Genomic DNA, 18,305 nt, shown 5'->3' on the forward strand with positions numbered 1-18,305 from the left:
GCTTGCGAGGCATGAAAGCTTTCTTTGTATTCAGATTGCGTTATATCACATTAAGAAAGCGCTATTTCATGTCATTCAACGAGACAGTATTATTAAAAAGAGAACTAAAACAATATTATGCGGGACCTTACATAACCGTTTTGCATGTCAAGGATACCTGCCGATAGATGAAGGAGTGTCTGGATGATGAATCGTGATATCAAGCAAATCGTGAAACAGTTAACTTTAAACGAAAAGGCAACACTATGCTCAGGTAGCAGCTTTTGGACAACGCATGCTATAGAACGTTTGGATATTCCATCCATTATGATGACTGATGGTCCTCATGGATTACGCAAGCAAGCAGGTGATGCCGACCATTTGGGACTGAATGGAAGTGTTCCCTCCACTTGTTTTCCATCGGCGGTTGGGTTGGCCAGCTCCTGGAACCGGGATCTCGTTCAACTTGTCGGAGAAACAATTGGTAAAGAGGCGCAAGCGGAGGATGTCGCCATTCTGCTCGGCCCAGGGGCGAACATCAAGCGTTCCCCGTTATGCGGGCGCAACTTCGAATATTTCTCAGAGGACCCTTACCTGACGGGTGAACTGGCAGCATCTCATATTTCAGGTGTGCAAAGCCAGGGTGTGGGAACCTCACTTAAGCATTTTGCAGTGAACAATCAGGAGCATCGCCGAATGACTACCGATGCGGTGGTCGACGAGCGGACGTTAAGAGAAATCTATCTTACCGGGTTTGAGAAGGCGGTCAAGCAAGCGCAGCCATGGACAGTAATGTCTTCTTACAATAGAGTGAATGGAACGTATGCGTCGGAGAATGAATATTTGTTGAATACCATTCTGAAGAAAGAATGGGGACATGAGGGCTTTGTTGTGACAGACTGGTCCGCAGTGAATGAGATCGCAGCCAGCATCGCCGCGGGACTTGGACTGGAAATGCCTTCTTCCAACGGAGAAGGACCACGTAAAATTGTGGAGGCGGTGAATGGCGGCGAGTTATCCGAAGAAAAGCTTGATCAATCCGTGGAGAGGTTGTTAGCTGTTATTTTCAAGACGGCAGAGCATAAACGTCCAGAAGCAACCTTTGATTCTGAGCAGCATCATCAGATTGCCAGAGAGGTAGCAGGAGAAACAATGGTTTTGTTGAAAAACGAGGACGATATTCTTCCGCTGAGCAAGAATAGCCGCATTGCCGTTATCGGAGAGCTAGGTCAGAAGGTCAGATATCAGGGCGGCGGCAGTTCGCATATCCATCCTACTCAACTGGATAACCCTTATGAACAGATGGTTTTACTTGCTGAAGCGGATGCATCGGTGACTTATGCTGAGGGCTACAAGCTTGCTTCAGATGAAAGTGACCCGCTATTGATGAAGGAAGCCGTCGAGGCGGCCAAGGCAGCGGAAGTCGCTGTGCTGTTCATTGGTCTGCCTGACCGCTATGAATCGGAAGGATATGACCGGTCTCACATGGACATCCCCGCTAACCAATCGGCGCTAATCAAAGCCGTTGCCTCAGAGCAGCCTAACCTTGTTGTCGTATTAAGCAATGGATCACCGATTGTGATGCCATGGCTTGATGATGTGAAGGGAGTACTTGAGGCTTATCTGGGCGGTCAGGCAACTGGAGGAGCCATGGCGGATCTGTTGTTCGGAGAAACAAACCCAAGCGGTAAGCTGGCGGAAACGTTCCCGCAATCGGTGCATCATAACCCTTCGGCTCTGTTTTTCCCCGGGGACGGAGATCGTGTGGAATACCGTGAAGGCATATATGTTGGTTATCGTTACTATGATCGTAAGGGCATTGAACCGTTGTTCCCGTTTGGTTACGGATTGAGCTATACACAGTTTGAATATACCGGTCTGAATCTGAACGATACACAGTTCAAGGATACGGATCGGGTTACGGTAACTGTTACGATTCGAAACACAGGCACTCGTTACGGTCAAGAGGTTGTGCAATTGTATGTGCGGGATCAGCAAACCGTAGTAAGTCGTCCGGACAAGGAATTGAAGGGATTTGCCAAAATCGGACTGGAGCCGGACGCTGAGGGCAGCGTTTCCTTCACACTGGATAAACGCAGCTTTGCCTATTATAATGTTGATTTGAAGGACTGGCATGTAGAGAGCGGTTCCTATGATATTTTGATTGGCTCATCCTCTCGTTCCATTCTCCTGCAACAGACGGTCAACGTGGAGTCCACAACAACCGGGCCAGTACCTACCTTTGACCGTAATACAACGCTGGGTGAGCTGCTCGCCAATCCAAAAACGATGGCTGTCATGAGTCAATTACAGGGACTGGTTCCAGAGGGAACGGAAGAGGCACAATCCGATGCGATATCCTCCGAAATGATTCAGGCAACCATGAAATACATGCCGCTTCGTTCGTTGATTCCGTTTACGGGAGGGGCTTTCACGGAGGAAACTCTTTCCCAGTTGCTTGCTGGATTAAATGCGGCTGTTCGTCAGTAAAATCAAACTTCTGCTTCAACTATAAAACGCTCAAAAACGCCTATAAGTCATGACTTATAGGCGTTTTCCATCTAAGGATGTTATAAGATGTATTCAGGATGTACACATCATCGAGAGGGCTGCTCCATCTGATCTCACAGCGGTCCTCATAGCACAGCTATCAGTTATATCTTAAAATCGGAACCGCTATTCAGGACTTGAGATGATCCAAAAATATGTTCTTAAGGATATTAAATTGCTCGGCTTCGTCCACTTTTGTTTGGAAGGCTTCAATGCCATTGAGCATCGCTGTTTTTTTGGAGAAGTTGCCAAAGACATTAATCATCGTGTTAATCGTTTCAACCACATTAGCATCGTTACGAACAGATCCATCCTTTTGACCAAGCTCAGCCAGCTCTGCACAAAGCATAATAATCTGTTGGTAGTTAGAATGATACATCTCGATATCCTCCAACGGGGACTTGGACATTGCGACGTAACACTCAAAAGCTTCTATTAATTTGGAACTTCGCTGGCTTTCTACCTGCTGGAAAAAAACTAACGAGTCGAAAAGGCGGCCAAGCTTGTCGTAGCAGGTGCCTTCACCTCTGATAATATCGGAGAATACCAGAACCTCGGACTGAACAATATCTGAAGCTACAGCAACAATAAGCTGCTCTTTCCGCGGAAAGTAGCGAAAAATTGTGGCCACGCCTAGTACTGCCTCGTCCGCAATATCCTGCATGGTCGCTTGCTCGAAGCCTTTATTCAAAAAAGCAATTTTAGCTGCTTCAATTATAGCTGCTCGTCTTCTTGTTTTGAGGTCACTGCGCTCTTGTTGAAGCCTTTGACGGGGTTCTATTGTAAAAACCTCCTTGTTGGAATGAACTCAAACTATGCTATCAAACTAGACTCTTTTCTGTCAACGTAAGGATTCATTCTGCCAATTGGCGAGCGACCAGTTTAATCGGACACGCATGCCTCCAAGGGGACTCTGTTCAAACTGGATACCCGAATGGGTAGCGTCCTGAATGCGCAGACGCTCCGCAATATTCCAGAGTGCACATCCCATCGTGTCCACAGGCGGCTCGGATATTCTGGCCTTAAGTGCATTAATTTCTTCCTCCGTCATGCCTTTCCCGTCGTCGTCAACCACAATACAGAGCCCGTGTTCCGTGCGCTCAACGGTGATATGAATGGAACCGGAATCCCACTTGGCTTCTATGCCATGGATGATGCTGTTTTCCACCAAAGGCTGAATGAGTAGTTTGGGAATCGGGACAGATCTTAGCTCGTCCGGTAGCTCAATCTGATAAGAGAGACGGTCCATGCGTAAGCTCTGTATCTCAAGGTAATTGCGAACGATACCCAACTCTTTTTCCAAACAGGTCATCGGCTCGTCAAGGCGTGTGGTGTACCTGAAATATTCAGCCAAGTTCTGGGTCATGGCAGTAACCGCTTCCTCATTGCCCAATCTTGTCATATTATTAATGAAAAAGAGACAATTATATAAAAAGTGAGGATTAATCTGGGCTTGTAGCTGTTTCAGCACCGCTTCACGAGCTACGATTTTTTCCTTGTATACCTTTTCAATCAAATCCTCAATCTGTCCGGCCATGTCGTTGAATTGACCATATAAGTAATCAAATTCATTACCGCTCTGCCGCTGAATACGATAAGAGAAGTCGCCATGCTTCAAAAGACGAACACCTTTTAACAGAGCAAGTATGGGGATCTGTACCTTGCGGAAAAGAACAACAATAATCGTGACCCCCGCCATAAACAGCATGACACAGGCAGAGTAAAACCAGAATTGGGTCATTCGTATAGGCTGTAACGCTTTATCAAGAGGCATAAAATCAATTAAATACCAACCGAGCTGATGAGAGTACACATAATTGACAATGTACTGGGCTCCGTTAACCGAAACGGTTTCTGTACCGGAGGATGGTTGTAGATGACCGGTTAGCTCCTTCATGATGAGAGGGGTAATGGAATTAGCCTCTTTGCGAGTAATCAATTGCTCGTCCGGTTTATAGAATAACGTCTCATTCTCGCTCTGATGTGAGTTCTCAACTATATCCTCCAGATTGCTGCGCGGGAACTCCAACCGAATAATGATCTGTGGACTGACCTTGTATTTATAATATTTAGCTGTAGCTGCATCATAGTTCCAGCCTGATTTCAGTGAATCTACAGAGGGAGTCTTCATATCTAACTCCGAAGAAATGATCCATTGATTCAACAGAACCGAGTAGACCGATATTTTGTTATTCCATCCCTCGGACAAACTTTGCAAATTGACTCTCACAGCAACATTTTGAATCAACTGTACCTGCTCAAAGGAACTCATCACGTCAATGGATCGCAGCAGTGCAATAGAATTGTCCGTTTCCATGGAGATGGATAACATATTCAGCCGATTTATGCTCTGATCGAGTGAGTTAACGACAAACTGCACTCGATTGAGATTGTTGGTTTCAATATCCTTTTGAACGGTATCCAGACTGGATTGAACCGAGAAGGTATACATGACCAGGACGGCGACAAGCATAATCAGCGTGATGGCCACTATGTTCATAAAGGTCCTGTATTTCTTTTTCAACCCTTAACGCCTCCTGCCAACGATGTAAATTCACCTTATTGTAGGCTGGCATTGGATGAAATACAAGTGATTTGGAATGTAATATAGATGAAGGTTAAGAATGAATTATCTAATGTTGAAAAAGCGTTATTTCGACTGTATAACTGGCACGATATGATGAAGATGAATTAGATGAAGGAGTGCATTTCGCACATGAGTAGCAAAATATACCTGTCTCTTTCTGTTGCTTGTTTGATTCTGTTTACCGCCGCATGCAGTGGTAAAGCACAAGAGCCTATGCCTGTAAAAACAGGTGTGATCGTAACAACAGTCAAAATGAATGATCCAACCACCATCTACAAAAATGGCGAAACTGCTGCCGATAATGTACATATCCGTTGGGCCAGAGAAACGCTTGGCGTGGATATTCGGACCCAATGGAGTGCTCCTGTCGATGACTATGATATGAAGCTTCGATTAATGCTCTCTGCTGACAATACGTTACCTGACGTGTTCTCATCCAATGTCATGGACACAGTCAATGGATTTATGATCTCAGGCAAACTGTTGGACGCTGGACAAGCCTTTGATCGATATGCATCATCCACTTGGAAAGCGGCTATGGCTGAAGTGCCAGAAGCATGGAAGCCTTTTGAGATTGACGGGAAACGGATGGCGATTCCGATCATTACGGAGCAAGCCTCGCAGTCCGTACTTTGGATTCGCAAGGATTGGCTAGATTATCTGAACCTGAAGGCACCAAGCAATCTTGACGAACTGGAAAGTGTAATGAAGGCCTTTACCTATGATGATCCAGACGGTGATGGCGTACAGAATACCTACGGTATTGATTTTGCAATCAAGGACCAGTATCTGGCCTCGCCTATCGGAGACATATCCTGGGTATTTGGTGCGTATGGAGCGATTCCAAGTATATGGAGCAAGAATGTACAGGGCAATCTCGTGTACGGAAGTATCCAGCCTCAGATCAAAACCGCACTGGCAAAACTGCAAGACTGGAAGAAAAAAGGATATGTGAGCAATAACATAGCTCTGCAGGACTTCAATCAGGTCAATAAAAATATCCTTGATGGCAAAGTTGGCATGGTAGCTGGTCCACGCTGGTTTGGAGATTATCCGCTGCAACAACTTAATGAAAAGGATCCGAAGGCTGAGTTTGTGCCTTATCCGATTCCTGCAGGAATGGACGGAACCACAGCGAGATTCAAAGGAAACTCTTACAGCGGGGCTTTAATGATCAGCGCAAACATTTCTGAAGAAGCCTTGCAGGCTTTTTTTAAGTATCAGAACTATCTGTATGAGGCTACGGTGACGAATAATCCGTTGTATCTGAGTGCCTATCAGAATGGATATGATTATGTACTGAACCCGGATGGTTCGGTGGATAGTGACAGCCGCGATATTCCCGGGGGGAAAGTGATAACGTTCAAATATACCCTCATGGGACAATATGCGAGTTACCCTTCCCGATTCAGAGCAGCTCTTCTGAAAATGGGCAAGCGAGAAGGGCTGAGCTCTCATGATCGCGCCATTTTGTTCAGTATGGGAATTGACCCTAAGGATGAGAAGCAGTATCCCATTATGAAGGCAAATGTTGTAGAGACCAGGCAGCGGCAGATTGATCGAGTCAATCTGTTTCAGGGGCCCCCGACAAAAACAATGCAAGCTCGAAACACTTATTTGCAAAAAATGGAACTGGACACCTTCAACTCCATTATTTATGGAGAGGAGCCACTCGCCATTTTTGATGAGTTCGTGAAAAAATGGATGGATTCAGGCGGAAGAAAAATCACGGAAGAAGTGAATGAATGGTACCAATCGGCGCAGACTCGGCCTTAAAGCAGGATGGTTAAACGTTCCGAAAGGTAATCGACAAGGGGAGGTTTCATCGATGAACATTACTCATATGAAAACAAATCACATCACTAATCCGCTCGGTTTTGCGGTAACCAAGCCAACCTTTTCTTATACCGTTACGGATACGACAGCGACAACACAGATCGCCGCACAGGTAGAAATTGCACTGGATGAATCTTTTGCAGAGCTTGTATTTGATAGCGGAATAACAGAGGATATGGATTCGCTCGCGTATTCACCGGATCTGGAACTGGTTGCACGGACGCGTTACTTCTGGAGAGTTCGATTATGGAATGAGCTTGGGGAAAAGGCGACCAGTGAAACGGCCTGGTTTGAAACGGCGAAGCAGGATGAACCATGGACAGCAAAGTGGATTACACCTGAACTGGAACCGACGATTCATCCAGTCCTCCAGAAAACGTTCGAAGTCAAAGGTCCCATCGCCAAAGCACGGGCGTACATCTGTGGTTTGGGAGTATACGAATTGGAACTAAACGGAGTCAAGGCTGGGGATGAGTACTTGGCCCCTCATTATAATGCCTATCACAAATGGCTTCAGTATCAAACCTACGATATTACCGACCTGCTGCAAGAAGGGTCCAACGCGATAGATGTCCGTTTGGGGAATGGCTGGTATAAGGGACGGTTTGGTTTTGAAGGAGATACCACTGCCAATTTGTATGGTGATCATTTTGCATTGCTGTCCGAGCTGGTGATTACGTATACGGATGGAACAGAAGTTGTTGTCCCTTCAGATCTGTCCTGGCATGCCACCCGCTCGAATGTGGTGGATGGTAACATCTATGATGGAGAAATCTATGATGCCACGCTGGACGTGACTGAGATTTATCCAGTTCGGGAAAGTGAAATGGGGTATGAGCTTTTACAAGCAAGAAAAAGTCTTCCGGTCGTGATCAAGGAAACCTTGAAGCCGATCGAAATTTTGACCACGCCTGCGGGAGAAACGGTCATTGATATGGGCCAGAATATGGTAGGCTGGCTGCAATTCCGTACTACGGCACCAAGCGGAACGGTCATCCATTTGCAATATGGCGAATTGTTGCAGAAAGGCAATTTCTACCGGGAGAACCTTCGCTCGGCTAAGGCGGAGTACATCTATACAGCAAACGGTGAAGAAGCTATTGTGCGTCCGTATTTCACATTTTACGGTTTCCGATATGTTAAGGTTGAAGGCTGGGCAGGCGAACTGGATCTGAATGACTTCACAGGCTGTGTGGTTTACTCGGATATGGAACGTACCGGGTATTTAGAAACCAGTCATGCTGGCGTGAATCGTTTGTTCGAAAATGCACTCTGGGGGCAAAAGGGAAACTTCCTAGATACCCCTACCGATTGTCCACAGCGCGATGAGCGCATGGGCTGGACAGGGGATGCACAGGTATTCTCCGGTACAGCAAATTACAATATGGATACGTATGCCTTTTTTAACAAGTATGGATATGATCTGTGGATGGAACAAGAGGATCGGAACGGTATGGTTCCGATGGTCATTCCGGTTGGACGTGTGCAGGGCGGAGGGTCCAGCGCCTGGGGAGATGCGGCAACCATTATTCCGTGGAACACGTATCTGCATTCCGGGGACCCATCCATTCTGGAGCAGCAGTTTGACAGCATGAAGACATGGGTAGATTACATCAAGCGTTCGGATGACGAATCCGGTAGTACACGTTTATGGGCGATAGGTTTTCACTTTGGTGACTGGCTTGCGCTAGATGGGGATGATCCGAACTCTCCAATGGGGGGAACAGATAATTACTTTATTGCCTCAGCCTACTATGCCTATTCTTCAGATATCGTAGCCAAGGCTGCCAAAGTACTTGGACATCATGATCTTGCCGCATCCTATGACCAGTTGGCGCAAGAGGTTAGAGCTGCAATTGTGAAGGAATACTTTACTGCGAATGGACGTCTGGCAGTAGATACACAGACCGCATACGCTATAGCGTTGTATATGGATCTCGTTCCTGAGCAACATAAAGCACGGATTGCAGAAGCTATTCGCTTGCGTGTACGCAAGGATCAGAACCACTTGAGAACTGGCTTTGTAGGTACGCCGTATTTGAACCGGGTTCTATCAGCATATGGAAGCAATGATATCGCCTATACGCTTCTGCTCAATGATGATTACCCAAGCTGGCTGTATGCGGTCAATATGGGAGCAACAACAATCTGGGAGCGTTGGAACTCCATTTTGCCAGATGGTACAATCAGTGAAAATGGTATGAACTCGCTTAATCACTATGCCTATGGTGCCGTTGTTGAATGGATGTATCGTCATATGGCGGGGATCAATCCAGTAGAGGATCGACCTGGCTTCCGCCATGCACTGCTGGCACCGATGCCTGATTTCAGAATCCAGTGGACTAAAGGTCGCATTGACACCGCTGCAGGAACTTATTGCAGTGAATGGAGGTTTGATGAAGCAGGTAAGCTGTATTTAAGCTTCTCTGTTCCATTTAATGCAACAGCAACGATCAAGCTGCCACGCGCCGTGGTTGATCAGGTGATGATGAACGGAATTACACTTTCGGATACAGGCCTGATTGTCGTTCAGGTTGAAGATGAAGTGATCATCGAAGTGGTGAGTGGCACGTATGATTTTATTTATGTACCATCCGTGCCATACAAACAAACGTTAAGCACCCGTACACCTCTGAATGTACTGCTTCGTAACGAGCATAGCCGGAGTATGCTGCACGAGCTTTCACCGGTGCTGGCTTCGCTGGACCCGGGGACAATTGGCCCGATGGGGGAAGCAAGCTTGCGTGATCTATCCACCTATCCTTCGTTCAGTACGCCAGAGGAAGAACTTGACCAGCTCGATCTCAAGCTGGAGACCATTCAAATCGTATAGAATAAATCATTGCTCCTAGATACGACGAAAACGAAACACGATGACGTTTCTTTAAATGCAAATCATCTCAAACCGATGGCCTGCTGAGGTGAGTAATATTCGCTGGGCTACCGAGGATGTCGAATTCGGTGGCAAGCACATCCGTAAGGGCGACATGCTCTTTGTTTCCTTTTCCTCAGTCAACCGGGATGAGAATCAGTTCGCTGACCCGGATGCATTTGATATCACACGGAAGGTCAATAATCATAATACGAGAGGATAGCCCTACTTAACCGCGATTTCGCGGTTTTTTCTTTGTCTTTGACTAGCAATGGGCTTGAATTACGCTACACAATCTTTGTATCGCGTTATAGTCGATCGTCTCACTTGAAATCTACAATAGAAGTATCCTTTTGGCCATGTCAATCCACTCTACCTGTTGGATTCTTCACCCGAGCTGGCAAATACCAAAAAGCGGCCAGCGGTACTTGTGCTTCCAGGTGGAGGATATAGAGCTTGTTCTGATCGAGAAGCTGAACCCGTTTGCTATGGCATTTTTGGCTGAAGGTTATCAAGTCTTTATCCTGTGAAATTCACTCAATCAGCATGCTGTATTTCCAAAACCATTGAACGATGCGGAGGAAGCGTTGACACGCAAGCGGGCCAACAGTGCGGACTGGAGAATTGATCCTCAAAAAGTAGCGGTATGCGGCTTCTCCGCAGGGGGCCATCTTGCTGCAGCTTTGAGGATGATGGGTTCCACTCGGCCTAATGCAATGATTCTTGGTTATCCTTGTATTCTGGAGGAGATGAGTGATATTTTTCCTAAGCCCGTTCCAGGCGTGGAACCTGTTAACCGAGGAAGAGCAGAAGCAGCTTAACGATGGGCTAAAGACTATTTCGGTGACATAACACTGGAGGCAACACAGCATAAACAGAATAAGTCCTTTAGCCATTTTCGGGCTCGTTCCTAATCTATTAAAATGACGAATTGCAAAAAAAGACACAAAATGATAGTATTTATATCAAGATAATAGTAAAACTATCAAAATAAAATTTGGAGGAAACAACTATGACAACTTACAATGAAAACATTAAAATTTCGGAACTATTGAATAATGATGAAGCAACAACATTGCTTACCAAACATCTACCTGAATTCATTAACGAGCCATCATTCAAAATGGCTTCCCATTTTACGCTGGATCAACTCGCAGCCGTTCCACAGGTCGATCTGCCAGAAGACATTTTGTCCGCACTGAAAGCGGATCTTGCTAACGTAACCTTCGAATCTGCAGAGGCTCCTAAAGCGAGCAAAGCTGTGAATACCAAATCCGATTCGCTTGCAGGCAAAGTGATTACCATCACAGGCGCTGGTAGCGGTATTGGCCGAGCTAGTGCAGTGTTGATGGCATCGAGAGGAGCCAAGCTCGTTCTGGTGGATTACAATGTAACAACAGGGGAAGAGACACTTGCGCTTGTGAAGGAGCAGGATGGCGAGGGCATCTTTGTTCAAGCTGATGTATCCAAGGAAGAGGATGTAGAAAACTATATTCAAAAAGCAATTGAAACATTTGGTAAAATCGATGTCGCGTTCAACAATGCAGGAATCATTCAGAAGTTCCAGCCTTTCCATGAAACATCCCTGAACAATTTCTCCCGTATCATTGACGTCAACTTGAAGGGGATCTTCCTGGGGATGAAGCACGCTCTCAACGTGATGGTTCAACAAGGTTACGGTCATGTGATAAATACAGCATCAACCACGGCGCTTCGAGCTGAGCACAGTCTGGCCGCTTATACAGCGAGTAAACACGGTGTTGCCGGATTGACAAAAGCAGCAGCGATTGAGTACGTCAGAAAGGGCATTCGGGTAAATGCTATCTGCCCTGGGGGTGTAGCCACTTCGCTGACCGCAGCTGTTCCGCAAATGTTACAAGAAAGCGATTATATGCCCGAAGAATTCCCAAATATGAGAATTGGGCGTTTTGCGGAGCCGGAAGAGCTGGCTGAACTCGTAGCATTCCTGGCATCGGACGGCTCCAGTTATATGACAGGCTCTATCATAGTAGCAGACGGTGGGTTGACACTTTAAGGAGTAACAGCAAGTCTTTCGATCATGGTTCTAGCGGTTTTAAAGCCGATTCCTGATCTATTTCGGTTCATTTTATTCATAAGGATCGTGCATAAAACATATGGACCAAAAACTGATTCAGTATACCTGAGTCAGTTTTTTTGTCATTCAAACAGCAGGAATACCTTCTGTTTGGATTGCGTTATTTGATCTTAACAATGCGCTATATCTGTTATATGTGCCAGGACATAAAATGAAAGTATAGAAGAGGAAAGAAATTCAACATGAAGAGTAACGGAGGCGAGTGTTATGGGAGTTGCAGTGAATGAGCAGCATATTAAAGTAGATAATACGCCGACTCAGCCACCCCGGGAAATACCAACGAAAAAGTTAATTGGCGATTCAATGGGACAGTTCGGGTTAAACATTTCAAGTGGATTGTTGGGTTTGATCACGTATTATTATACGGATGTCGTTGGCGTGTCTGCCGCTGTAGTCGGTACGGTAATGCTGCTTACCAAAGTTTTGGATGCGTTTGCAGACATCGGTATGGGTGTACTGGTGGATCGGACCAAAACCAAGTATGGGCAAGCTCGTCCCTGGTTGTTATGGATGACCATTCCAATGTTCATCTCATTATTCTTAATGTTTTCCGTGCCGGATATAAGTTCTACAGGCAAAATTATATATGCGATTATTACGAATCTTGTATTCTACATTTTGGTGTTTACTCCAACCTCGATTCCATATAACAGTTTGATGGCGTTAACAACGCGTAACAGTTACGAGCGTTCCTTAATGGGTATTATCCGTTCAAGCAGCGGGTATCTGGCAGGTATGGTTGTTGCCGTTGCATTTGTTCCAATCGTTACAGCAATGGGCAATAGCAGAAGTGACTGGACGTTGCTCGCATCAATTTTTGCTGGTGTTGCAGCAATCGGGATTTTCATTTCATTCCTGTCCAATAGGGAAAAGTACAACAATGTTCAATTGGATGAGCTTGGCATGTTTCAGGATAAAACGCCGATTCGTGAAGGACTGAAATTGCTCTTTGCCAATAAATACTGGGTATATATGTTCTTCGTAATGGCTCTCGCTAGCATTTTGTTTGCTCTGGGCGTGGCAGCAGGAAGTTATTATGCCAAATATATTTGGGGCAATGTAAGCCTGATCGGCATCATGGGTGCTATTGGTTTGATTCCGGTTATTATCGGATTTGCCTTGTCCGGACCATTCATCAAACGTTATGGCAAGCGAAATACAGCCCTCGGCGGTATATTAATCGGACTCCTCGGAGCAGCCGTTCGGTTAGTCGCTCCCGAGAGCATTACATTGGGTCTGATCTGTTCTATCTTCCAAACGCTTGGTACAATTCCGCTAATGGCAGTAGGTGGAGCAATGGTCACAGACACGATTGAATACGGCGAATGGAAATTTAACAAAAGACTTGTTGGTTTAACGAATAGTGTCATCGGTTTCGGTTCAAAAGTAGGCACAGCCATTGGCACAGCAATGATTGGATGGTTCCTCGCGCTAGGAGGATATGTCGAACAAGCTACAACCCAAGGAGAAGGAGCAAAGCAGGCCATCATCGCGTTGAATATATACGTCCCCATTGTTGTATTCATTCTTCTTGTAGTATTCCTTTACAAAAACAAGCTGGACAAGGAATATCCAACGATTATTAGAGAGCTTGAAGATAGAAGAAAGGCATAACAAGATTTAAGTGTCCTTACACACAGCCAATCGCTTGTGTGTAAGGGCACTTTTAATTTGATGAAATTAGTTCAAAAAAGCTTGGTTGTTACGATGGCTGACAGGTTTTGAAGAGTCTGTGTACCCGGGTAGAGCTGGCTTGCCGCTTCAAATTTGATTTTTGCAGTAATATTGGAAAAGTGATTCGTGAACCCTCTCAGCACCAGTTGGCCCTCTAGCCTGGCTAATGGAGCGCCCAGACAAAAGTGAGGTCCTTTGCCAAACGAGAGATGACGATTGCTGTTGGGACGGTAGATATCAAAGCGGGAAGGTTCGGGAAAATGTCTAGGGTCATTGTTGGCTGCACCCAGCCAGGTTAATATAACATCTCCTTTTTTCATAGGCACGCCAAGGATGTCTGTATCCTCTACTACCACACGATCAAGTGTCGTGGGAAAACGATACCTTAACGATTCTTCAACAGTATTCTCTATCAGTTCTGGATCTGCGGCAATATCCTGATAGATTCCGGGTTGATCATACATAAAACTGTAGAACAGGCTGTTTATCATGTTAGTCGTTGTTTCGTTCCCAGCAGCAAGGAGGCCCAAGCTAAAGGTAACAACCTCTTCATCGGTTAGTTGATCCCCATCCAGCTCGGCAAGTGTGAGATCGGAAATAATGTCCTCGGCAGGATGCTTTCTCTTCTGCTGAACAATGGGGAGCAAAAATTCGTTAAATTCTTGCATAGCCGCATACTTCGCATTCATCTGCTCCTGCTCATTACCTGTGGCATTGGGGAAAAATAACATGTCAGACCAGGCTTTGATCTGTGCCCGGTGTTGCCTCTCTACCCCAAGTAGATCGGCAATGACAGTAACAGGAAGTGGAACCCCTAGGTCTCGAACAATGTCCACATCATCTTTCGTCTTCATCTCAAGCATTAACTCATCAACGATAGCCGCGATTTGAGGCTCCCAGGTTTTTAACTGACGTGGGGTGAAGGCACTAGAGACTAACTTTCTAATATCACGTTGAACAGGGGGATCAACAGAATTGATGTTCACTCGGGTAACTACCGGTGGAACCGGGGATACACTCCGTTTACGAACACTGGAGAACCGTTTCCAGTCTGTTAGAACGGAATTGACATCATCATAACGATACAGATTCCATACTTGCTGCTTCTCGTCAAAATAGATGGGATGATTCTCCAGCATGTACTCATAATAAGCATATGGATTCCAAAGTTCTTCAGGTGTCTCTAAATTAGATACCTGATGAATAACGATCGATCTGTTATCAGTCTGCATGTCTCCTCGCCATCCTTTAATGTAGTTTGTGGAAATCTCCAAATAATGATAGCCAACCTATCATTATTTGTTTTAAAGGTACCATAAATCACACTTATTTAGCAATTAAATGAAATGTTTTACTGAATATCAATTATTTAGAGATACTCTTAGGGTCACAGATGAAGAAACATTTTCATATCAAAATGCAGAAAAATGTCGAATAAAGTGTTTCCTAACTAATTTATTGTGTGATCTGAACGGCCGGGACGGGCATTGTGAATTACCAATTGATAACTTTTTATTATAATCATTGGAAATTTGTTATATGTAAGCGCTATCCAAAGAGCTATAATCTATTTATCTGGATGTTAATCCGTTCAGAAATACTTAGACCCAATCAAGAGGAGGAATTGTATGAAACGGTTACGTCAATGGAATATTGCAGCCTTGGTTCTTGTGCTGATAGTCGCCATGCTTCCATTTTCGAATGTCTCACATGCTGCCAAGGCAGTTACGGAAGTGGAGGGAGGTCATTTGAGTACAAACTTTGAAGACGGTACACTTCAGGGATGGACTCCACGTACAGGTAACGAAAGGCTGACAGTGACACAGCAGGAGGCACACGAAGGTCAGTCCAGTATGCTGGTCGCCAACCGTGAGCGTTCCTATCATGGACCGATGTTATCCATGAAGGATCTGCTTAAGCGTAACCAAGAGTACGAAATTGCGGCATATGTAAGACTTACCCAGGAGCCCACCACGGATCAAACACTACAGCTCACCACATATAAAAAAACAACTGCCGAAAGCTGGAACCCGATCGGTAGCGTGAAGATTGCCAAAGCAGAATGGAATACATGGCACAAAATCACCGGAAAATTTCAGTATAGTGATGATCCCACTGAATTGAATTTGTTCATCGAAACACCCTACATCTCTGAAGATAGCCTAGATACGTTATCGTTCTATGTGGATGATGTATCATTTACTCTGGCCGAGCAACTGGAGATTGAAGAAGATATTCGGTCTCTGGAGGACCTGTATCAAGATGATTTCCCCATTGGTGCAGCGGTGTATCGCTGGCAGTTGGAAGGCGCATATGGACAACTGCTCACAAAGCACTTTAACAGCTTGACCGCAACCTATGAGATGAAACCGAAGTACATGTCTCCTTCCGAAGGTGTTTATGAGTTCGAGGCAGCCGATCAATATGTTCAGTTCGCTGAGGAGCATGGTATGGGCGTACGCGCACATGCGTTGTTGTGGCATATTGATGCTGCGGAGTGGATGTTCAAGGATCCTCAGGGTAACCCTGCGAGTCGAGAATTACTGCTTGCCCGGATTCAGGATTATGTCGAAACCGTCATGACCCGATACAAAGGTAAGATCTATGCCTGGGATGTGGTAAACGAGGCGATTGCGGATAGCAATGGTGATGCCAACGGTTTACGTAAAAGTCCCTTTTATGAAATAATCGGTCCGGATTACATTGAGAAAACCTATGAATTCGCTCGTGCAGCCGATCCGGATGCCAAATTATATTACAACGAATACTTCACGGAAATCCCTGAGAAAAGAGAGCATATGTATCGATTGGTCAAACGACTGAAAGAGAAGGGGCTCATCGATGGTGTGGGTTTGCAATCCCACTATAACCTGGAATCCCCGCCCATCAAGGAAATTGAAAAAACGATCAACATGTTCGCCGAACTTGGATTGGATATTCAGATCACGGAACTGGATGTGGATAGCGGAATTCCATTTGGTGAAGAGATGTCCGATGAAGTTGCAGTAAAGCAGGCGTATCGATATAAGGAACTGTTGGATTTGTACAAAAAACACAAAGACCACATTTCTTCAGTTACCTTATGGGGACTCCAAGATGAGAAGTCTTACAACAACCAGGCTATGCTGTTTGATTCAGCCCTGAAGGCCAAAAAAGCATACTGGGGACTCGTGGATGAATCCAGTTTGCCTGTGTTGACACAGAGAGCCGCCTCACTTTCGGGTAAACCGGATATCAAAAAACAGTCACAAGATCCGCTCTGGAACAAAGCGGTGTCCACTCCACTGAAGGGTGACTCTTCGGAATCAGCCAGTTTCCGCACCTTATGGGATCATAGTAATCTGTATATCCTTGTGGATGTTCAGGATGCAAAGGCAGACGTGAATGACAAAGTAGATATCTTTGTCGATCTCAATAATGGCAAGACTACCTCATATGAAGCAGATGACCGACATGTAATCATTAAGCGGTCGGGCAAAGCTGAGGGCGCGGTGCAGCGTTCGTATCGTGTACGCGAGACAAACGCCGGATATCAGGTTGAATTGTCTATTCCATGGGGTGGTATACAAGTCGGATCAGAATATGAAGCCGGCTTGGATATCCGTGTGACTGATGGCGGTTCAAGTGGGACACAACCTTATAATCCACTGTACTGGAATGATCGAACACAATCTCAGGAACAAGATACAAGCAAATACGGCGTGATTCAACTCACCCCTATGCCCAAATCTGCACAAGCTGTGCAAGGGATTGTTCAGATTGATGGGAAGAAAGACGCCCTATGGAATAAGGCTGTACCATTTGAAGTAAAACGGTTGAATGAGACCAAAGGTGCAGAGGCAGTGGCTCGCGCAATGTGGTCAGGTGAGTATCTATACCTGCTGATCGACGTCACTGATCCAAACATCATTACAGATAGTATCAACCCATGGGATCAGGATTCGGTTGAGATTTTCCTGGACGAGAATCACCAGCGCACACCGTATTTTCAATATGATGATGCCCAGTTCAGAATCAGTGCAGACAATGTGGGAACCTTTGCAGGGGGTGCCTCACCTGGACGCCTTGTAAGTGCTGTGAAGAAAACAAATAAAGGATATCTCGTAGAAGCCAGAATTCATTTACAATCATTGACGCCCAAAGCAGGAAATGTTCTCGGTTTCGAGCTCCAAATTAACGACAACCAGGGCGGAGGTAAGCAGAGCGTAGCCAAGTGGAATGATACGACCAATGAGAGCTGGAGAAATACTTCCCAGTACGGAATACTCACTTTTGTCGGAAAGAACAAACTCGGGCATTAAACCATCGGCAGTAGTTGCAAGAATAGAAACCATCATAACAGTGGCTGAAACTCAACCATTGTTGTGATGGTTTCCATCGTTTACATACGTCACCGAAGGTGATGAGGGAGGATACAATCTGCCTTGACTATATTTAACAGCCCTTGATATACTAAATTGATGTTATTTTTTCTTTTATGGGAATAAGATAGTAATCAACTACATACAACCGTTTGCGAGGGAGCCTTAACCGGCTGAGAGGGTGTTAAACCGACCTTACCTGATTTGGATAATGCCAACGTAGGGATGCAACGATGAAACACTGTACTTGGGTAGCTCATGCGAACCCCCTTGTTTTAGTGTATTTGTCTGCGAAACATCCTATGGATGTTTCGTTTTTTTTTTTTAAAT

10 protein-coding genes, 1 pseudogene and 1 riboswitch are annotated in these 18,305 nt (G+C 45.4%); of the genes and pseudogenes, 8 read left to right on the forward strand and 3 right to left on the reverse strand.

Annotation, left to right across the window (positions count from 1 at the left end; translation table 11 throughout):
• Nucleotides 1–186 precede the first annotated feature (186 nt).
• Complete coding sequence (locus tag QNO02_RS15715) at nt 187–2,469, forward strand: beta-glucosidase (RefSeq protein ID WP_047844342.1); 2,283 nt, start codon at nt 187–189, stop codon at nt 2,467–2,469.
• A gap of 190 nt (nt 2,470–2,659) precedes the next feature.
• Here QNO02_RS15715 and QNO02_RS15720 read toward each other — a convergent pair whose 3' ends face one another.
• Entirely contained in the window at nt 2,660–3,310 is a 651-nt protein-coding gene (locus QNO02_RS15720; protein ID WP_082219101.1) for a TetR/AcrR family transcriptional regulator, read from the reverse strand.
• A gap of 60 nt (nt 3,311–3,370) precedes the next feature.
• Nucleotides 3,371–5,053: a sensor histidine kinase gene (locus tag QNO02_RS15725; protein WP_047843168.1), complete on the reverse strand. Its 1,683-nt coding sequence runs from the start codon at nt 5,051–5,053 to the stop codon at nt 3,371–3,373.
• Between the two features lie 192 nt (nt 5,054–5,245).
• Here QNO02_RS15725 and QNO02_RS15730 point away from each other — a divergent pair, with 192 nt between their 5' ends.
• The 6 genes and pseudogenes from QNO02_RS15730 (at nt 5,246) to QNO02_RS15755 (ending at nt 13,554) form a co-directional block, all read left to right on the forward strand.
• Complete coding sequence (locus QNO02_RS15730) at nt 5,246–6,892, forward strand: type 2 periplasmic-binding domain-containing protein (RefSeq protein ID WP_047843169.1); 1,647 nt, start codon at nt 5,246–5,248, stop codon at nt 6,890–6,892.
• Nucleotides 6,893–6,944: 52 nt separating this feature from the next.
• On the forward strand, nt 6,945–9,785 hold the full coding sequence (locus tag QNO02_RS15735; protein WP_047843170.1) for an alpha-L-rhamnosidase: 2,841 nt from the start codon (nt 6,945–6,947) through the stop codon (nt 9,783–9,785).
• Between the two features lie 55 nt (nt 9,786–9,840).
• Nucleotides 9,841–10,047 (forward strand): cytochrome P450, encoded by a 207-nt coding sequence (locus tag QNO02_RS15740; protein WP_047843171.1) that lies wholly within the window; start codon nt 9,841–9,843, stop codon nt 10,045–10,047.
• 328 nt (nt 10,048–10,375) lie between these two features.
• Nucleotides 10,376–10,645: pseudogene (locus QNO02_RS15745) on the forward strand (alpha/beta hydrolase); the annotation flags it as partial.
• A 440-nt stretch (nt 10,646–11,085) separates the two neighbouring features.
• Nucleotides 11,086–11,859 (forward strand): SDR family NAD(P)-dependent oxidoreductase, encoded by a 774-nt coding sequence (locus QNO02_RS15750; protein WP_047844343.1) that lies wholly within the window; start codon nt 11,086–11,088, stop codon nt 11,857–11,859.
• 288 nt (nt 11,860–12,147) lie between these two features.
• Nucleotides 12,148–13,554 (forward strand): MFS transporter, encoded by a 1,407-nt coding sequence (locus QNO02_RS15755; protein ID WP_053061566.1) that lies wholly within the window; start codon nt 12,148–12,150, stop codon nt 13,552–13,554.
• Nucleotides 13,555–13,625: 71 nt separating this feature from the next.
• On the opposite strand, the gene QNO02_RS15760 is transcribed toward QNO02_RS15755, so the two are convergent.
• Nucleotides 13,626–14,846: a cytochrome P450 gene (locus QNO02_RS15760; protein ID WP_047843172.1), complete on the reverse strand. Its 1,221-nt coding sequence runs from the start codon at nt 14,844–14,846 to the stop codon at nt 13,626–13,628.
• A 396-nt stretch (nt 14,847–15,242) separates the two neighbouring features.
• On the opposite strand from QNO02_RS15760, the gene QNO02_RS15765 reads away from it, so the two are divergent.
• Nucleotides 15,243–17,915 carry an endo-1,4-beta-xylanase gene (locus QNO02_RS15765; RefSeq protein ID WP_289389239.1) on the forward strand — a complete coding sequence of 891 codons (2,673 nt, stop codon included), beginning with the start codon at nt 15,243–15,245 and terminating at the stop codon, nt 17,913–17,915.
• A gap of 206 nt (nt 17,916–18,121) precedes the next feature.
• A riboswitch (TPP riboswitch) is annotated at nt 18,122–18,219 on the forward strand.
• The last annotated feature ends 86 nt before the right edge of the window (nt 18,220–18,305 follow it).

It is taken from the genome of Paenibacillus sp. PK1-4R (assembly GCF_030369595.1).
GTDB lineage: Bacteria > Bacillota > Bacilli > Paenibacillales > Paenibacillaceae > Paenibacillus.

Excerpts from the sequence above, each read along its gene's own strand:
- QNO02_RS15755 (WP_053061566.1), top strand. The coding sequence starts at position 12,148 with ATGGGAGTTGCAGTGAATGAGCAGCATATTAAAGTAGATAATACGCCG.
- QNO02_RS15715 (WP_047844342.1), top strand. The coding sequence starts at position 187 with ATGAATCGTGATATCAAGCAAATCGTGAAACAGTTAACTTTAAACGAA.
- QNO02_RS15735 (WP_047843170.1), top strand. The coding sequence starts at position 6,945 with ATGAACATTACTCATATGAAAACAAATCACATCACTAATCCGCTCGGT.
- QNO02_RS15760 (WP_047843172.1), bottom strand. The coding sequence starts at position 14,846 with ATGCAGACTGATAACAGATCGATCGTTATTCATCAGGTATCTAATTTA.
- QNO02_RS15740 (WP_047843171.1), top strand. The coding sequence starts at position 9,841 with ATGCAAATCATCTCAAACCGATGGCCTGCTGAGGTGAGTAATATTCGC.
- QNO02_RS15730 (WP_047843169.1), top strand. The coding sequence starts at position 5,246 with ATGAGTAGCAAAATATACCTGTCTCTTTCTGTTGCTTGTTTGATTCTG.
- QNO02_RS15765 (WP_289389239.1), top strand. The coding sequence starts at position 15,243 with ATGAAACGGTTACGTCAATGGAATATTGCAGCCTTGGTTCTTGTGCTG.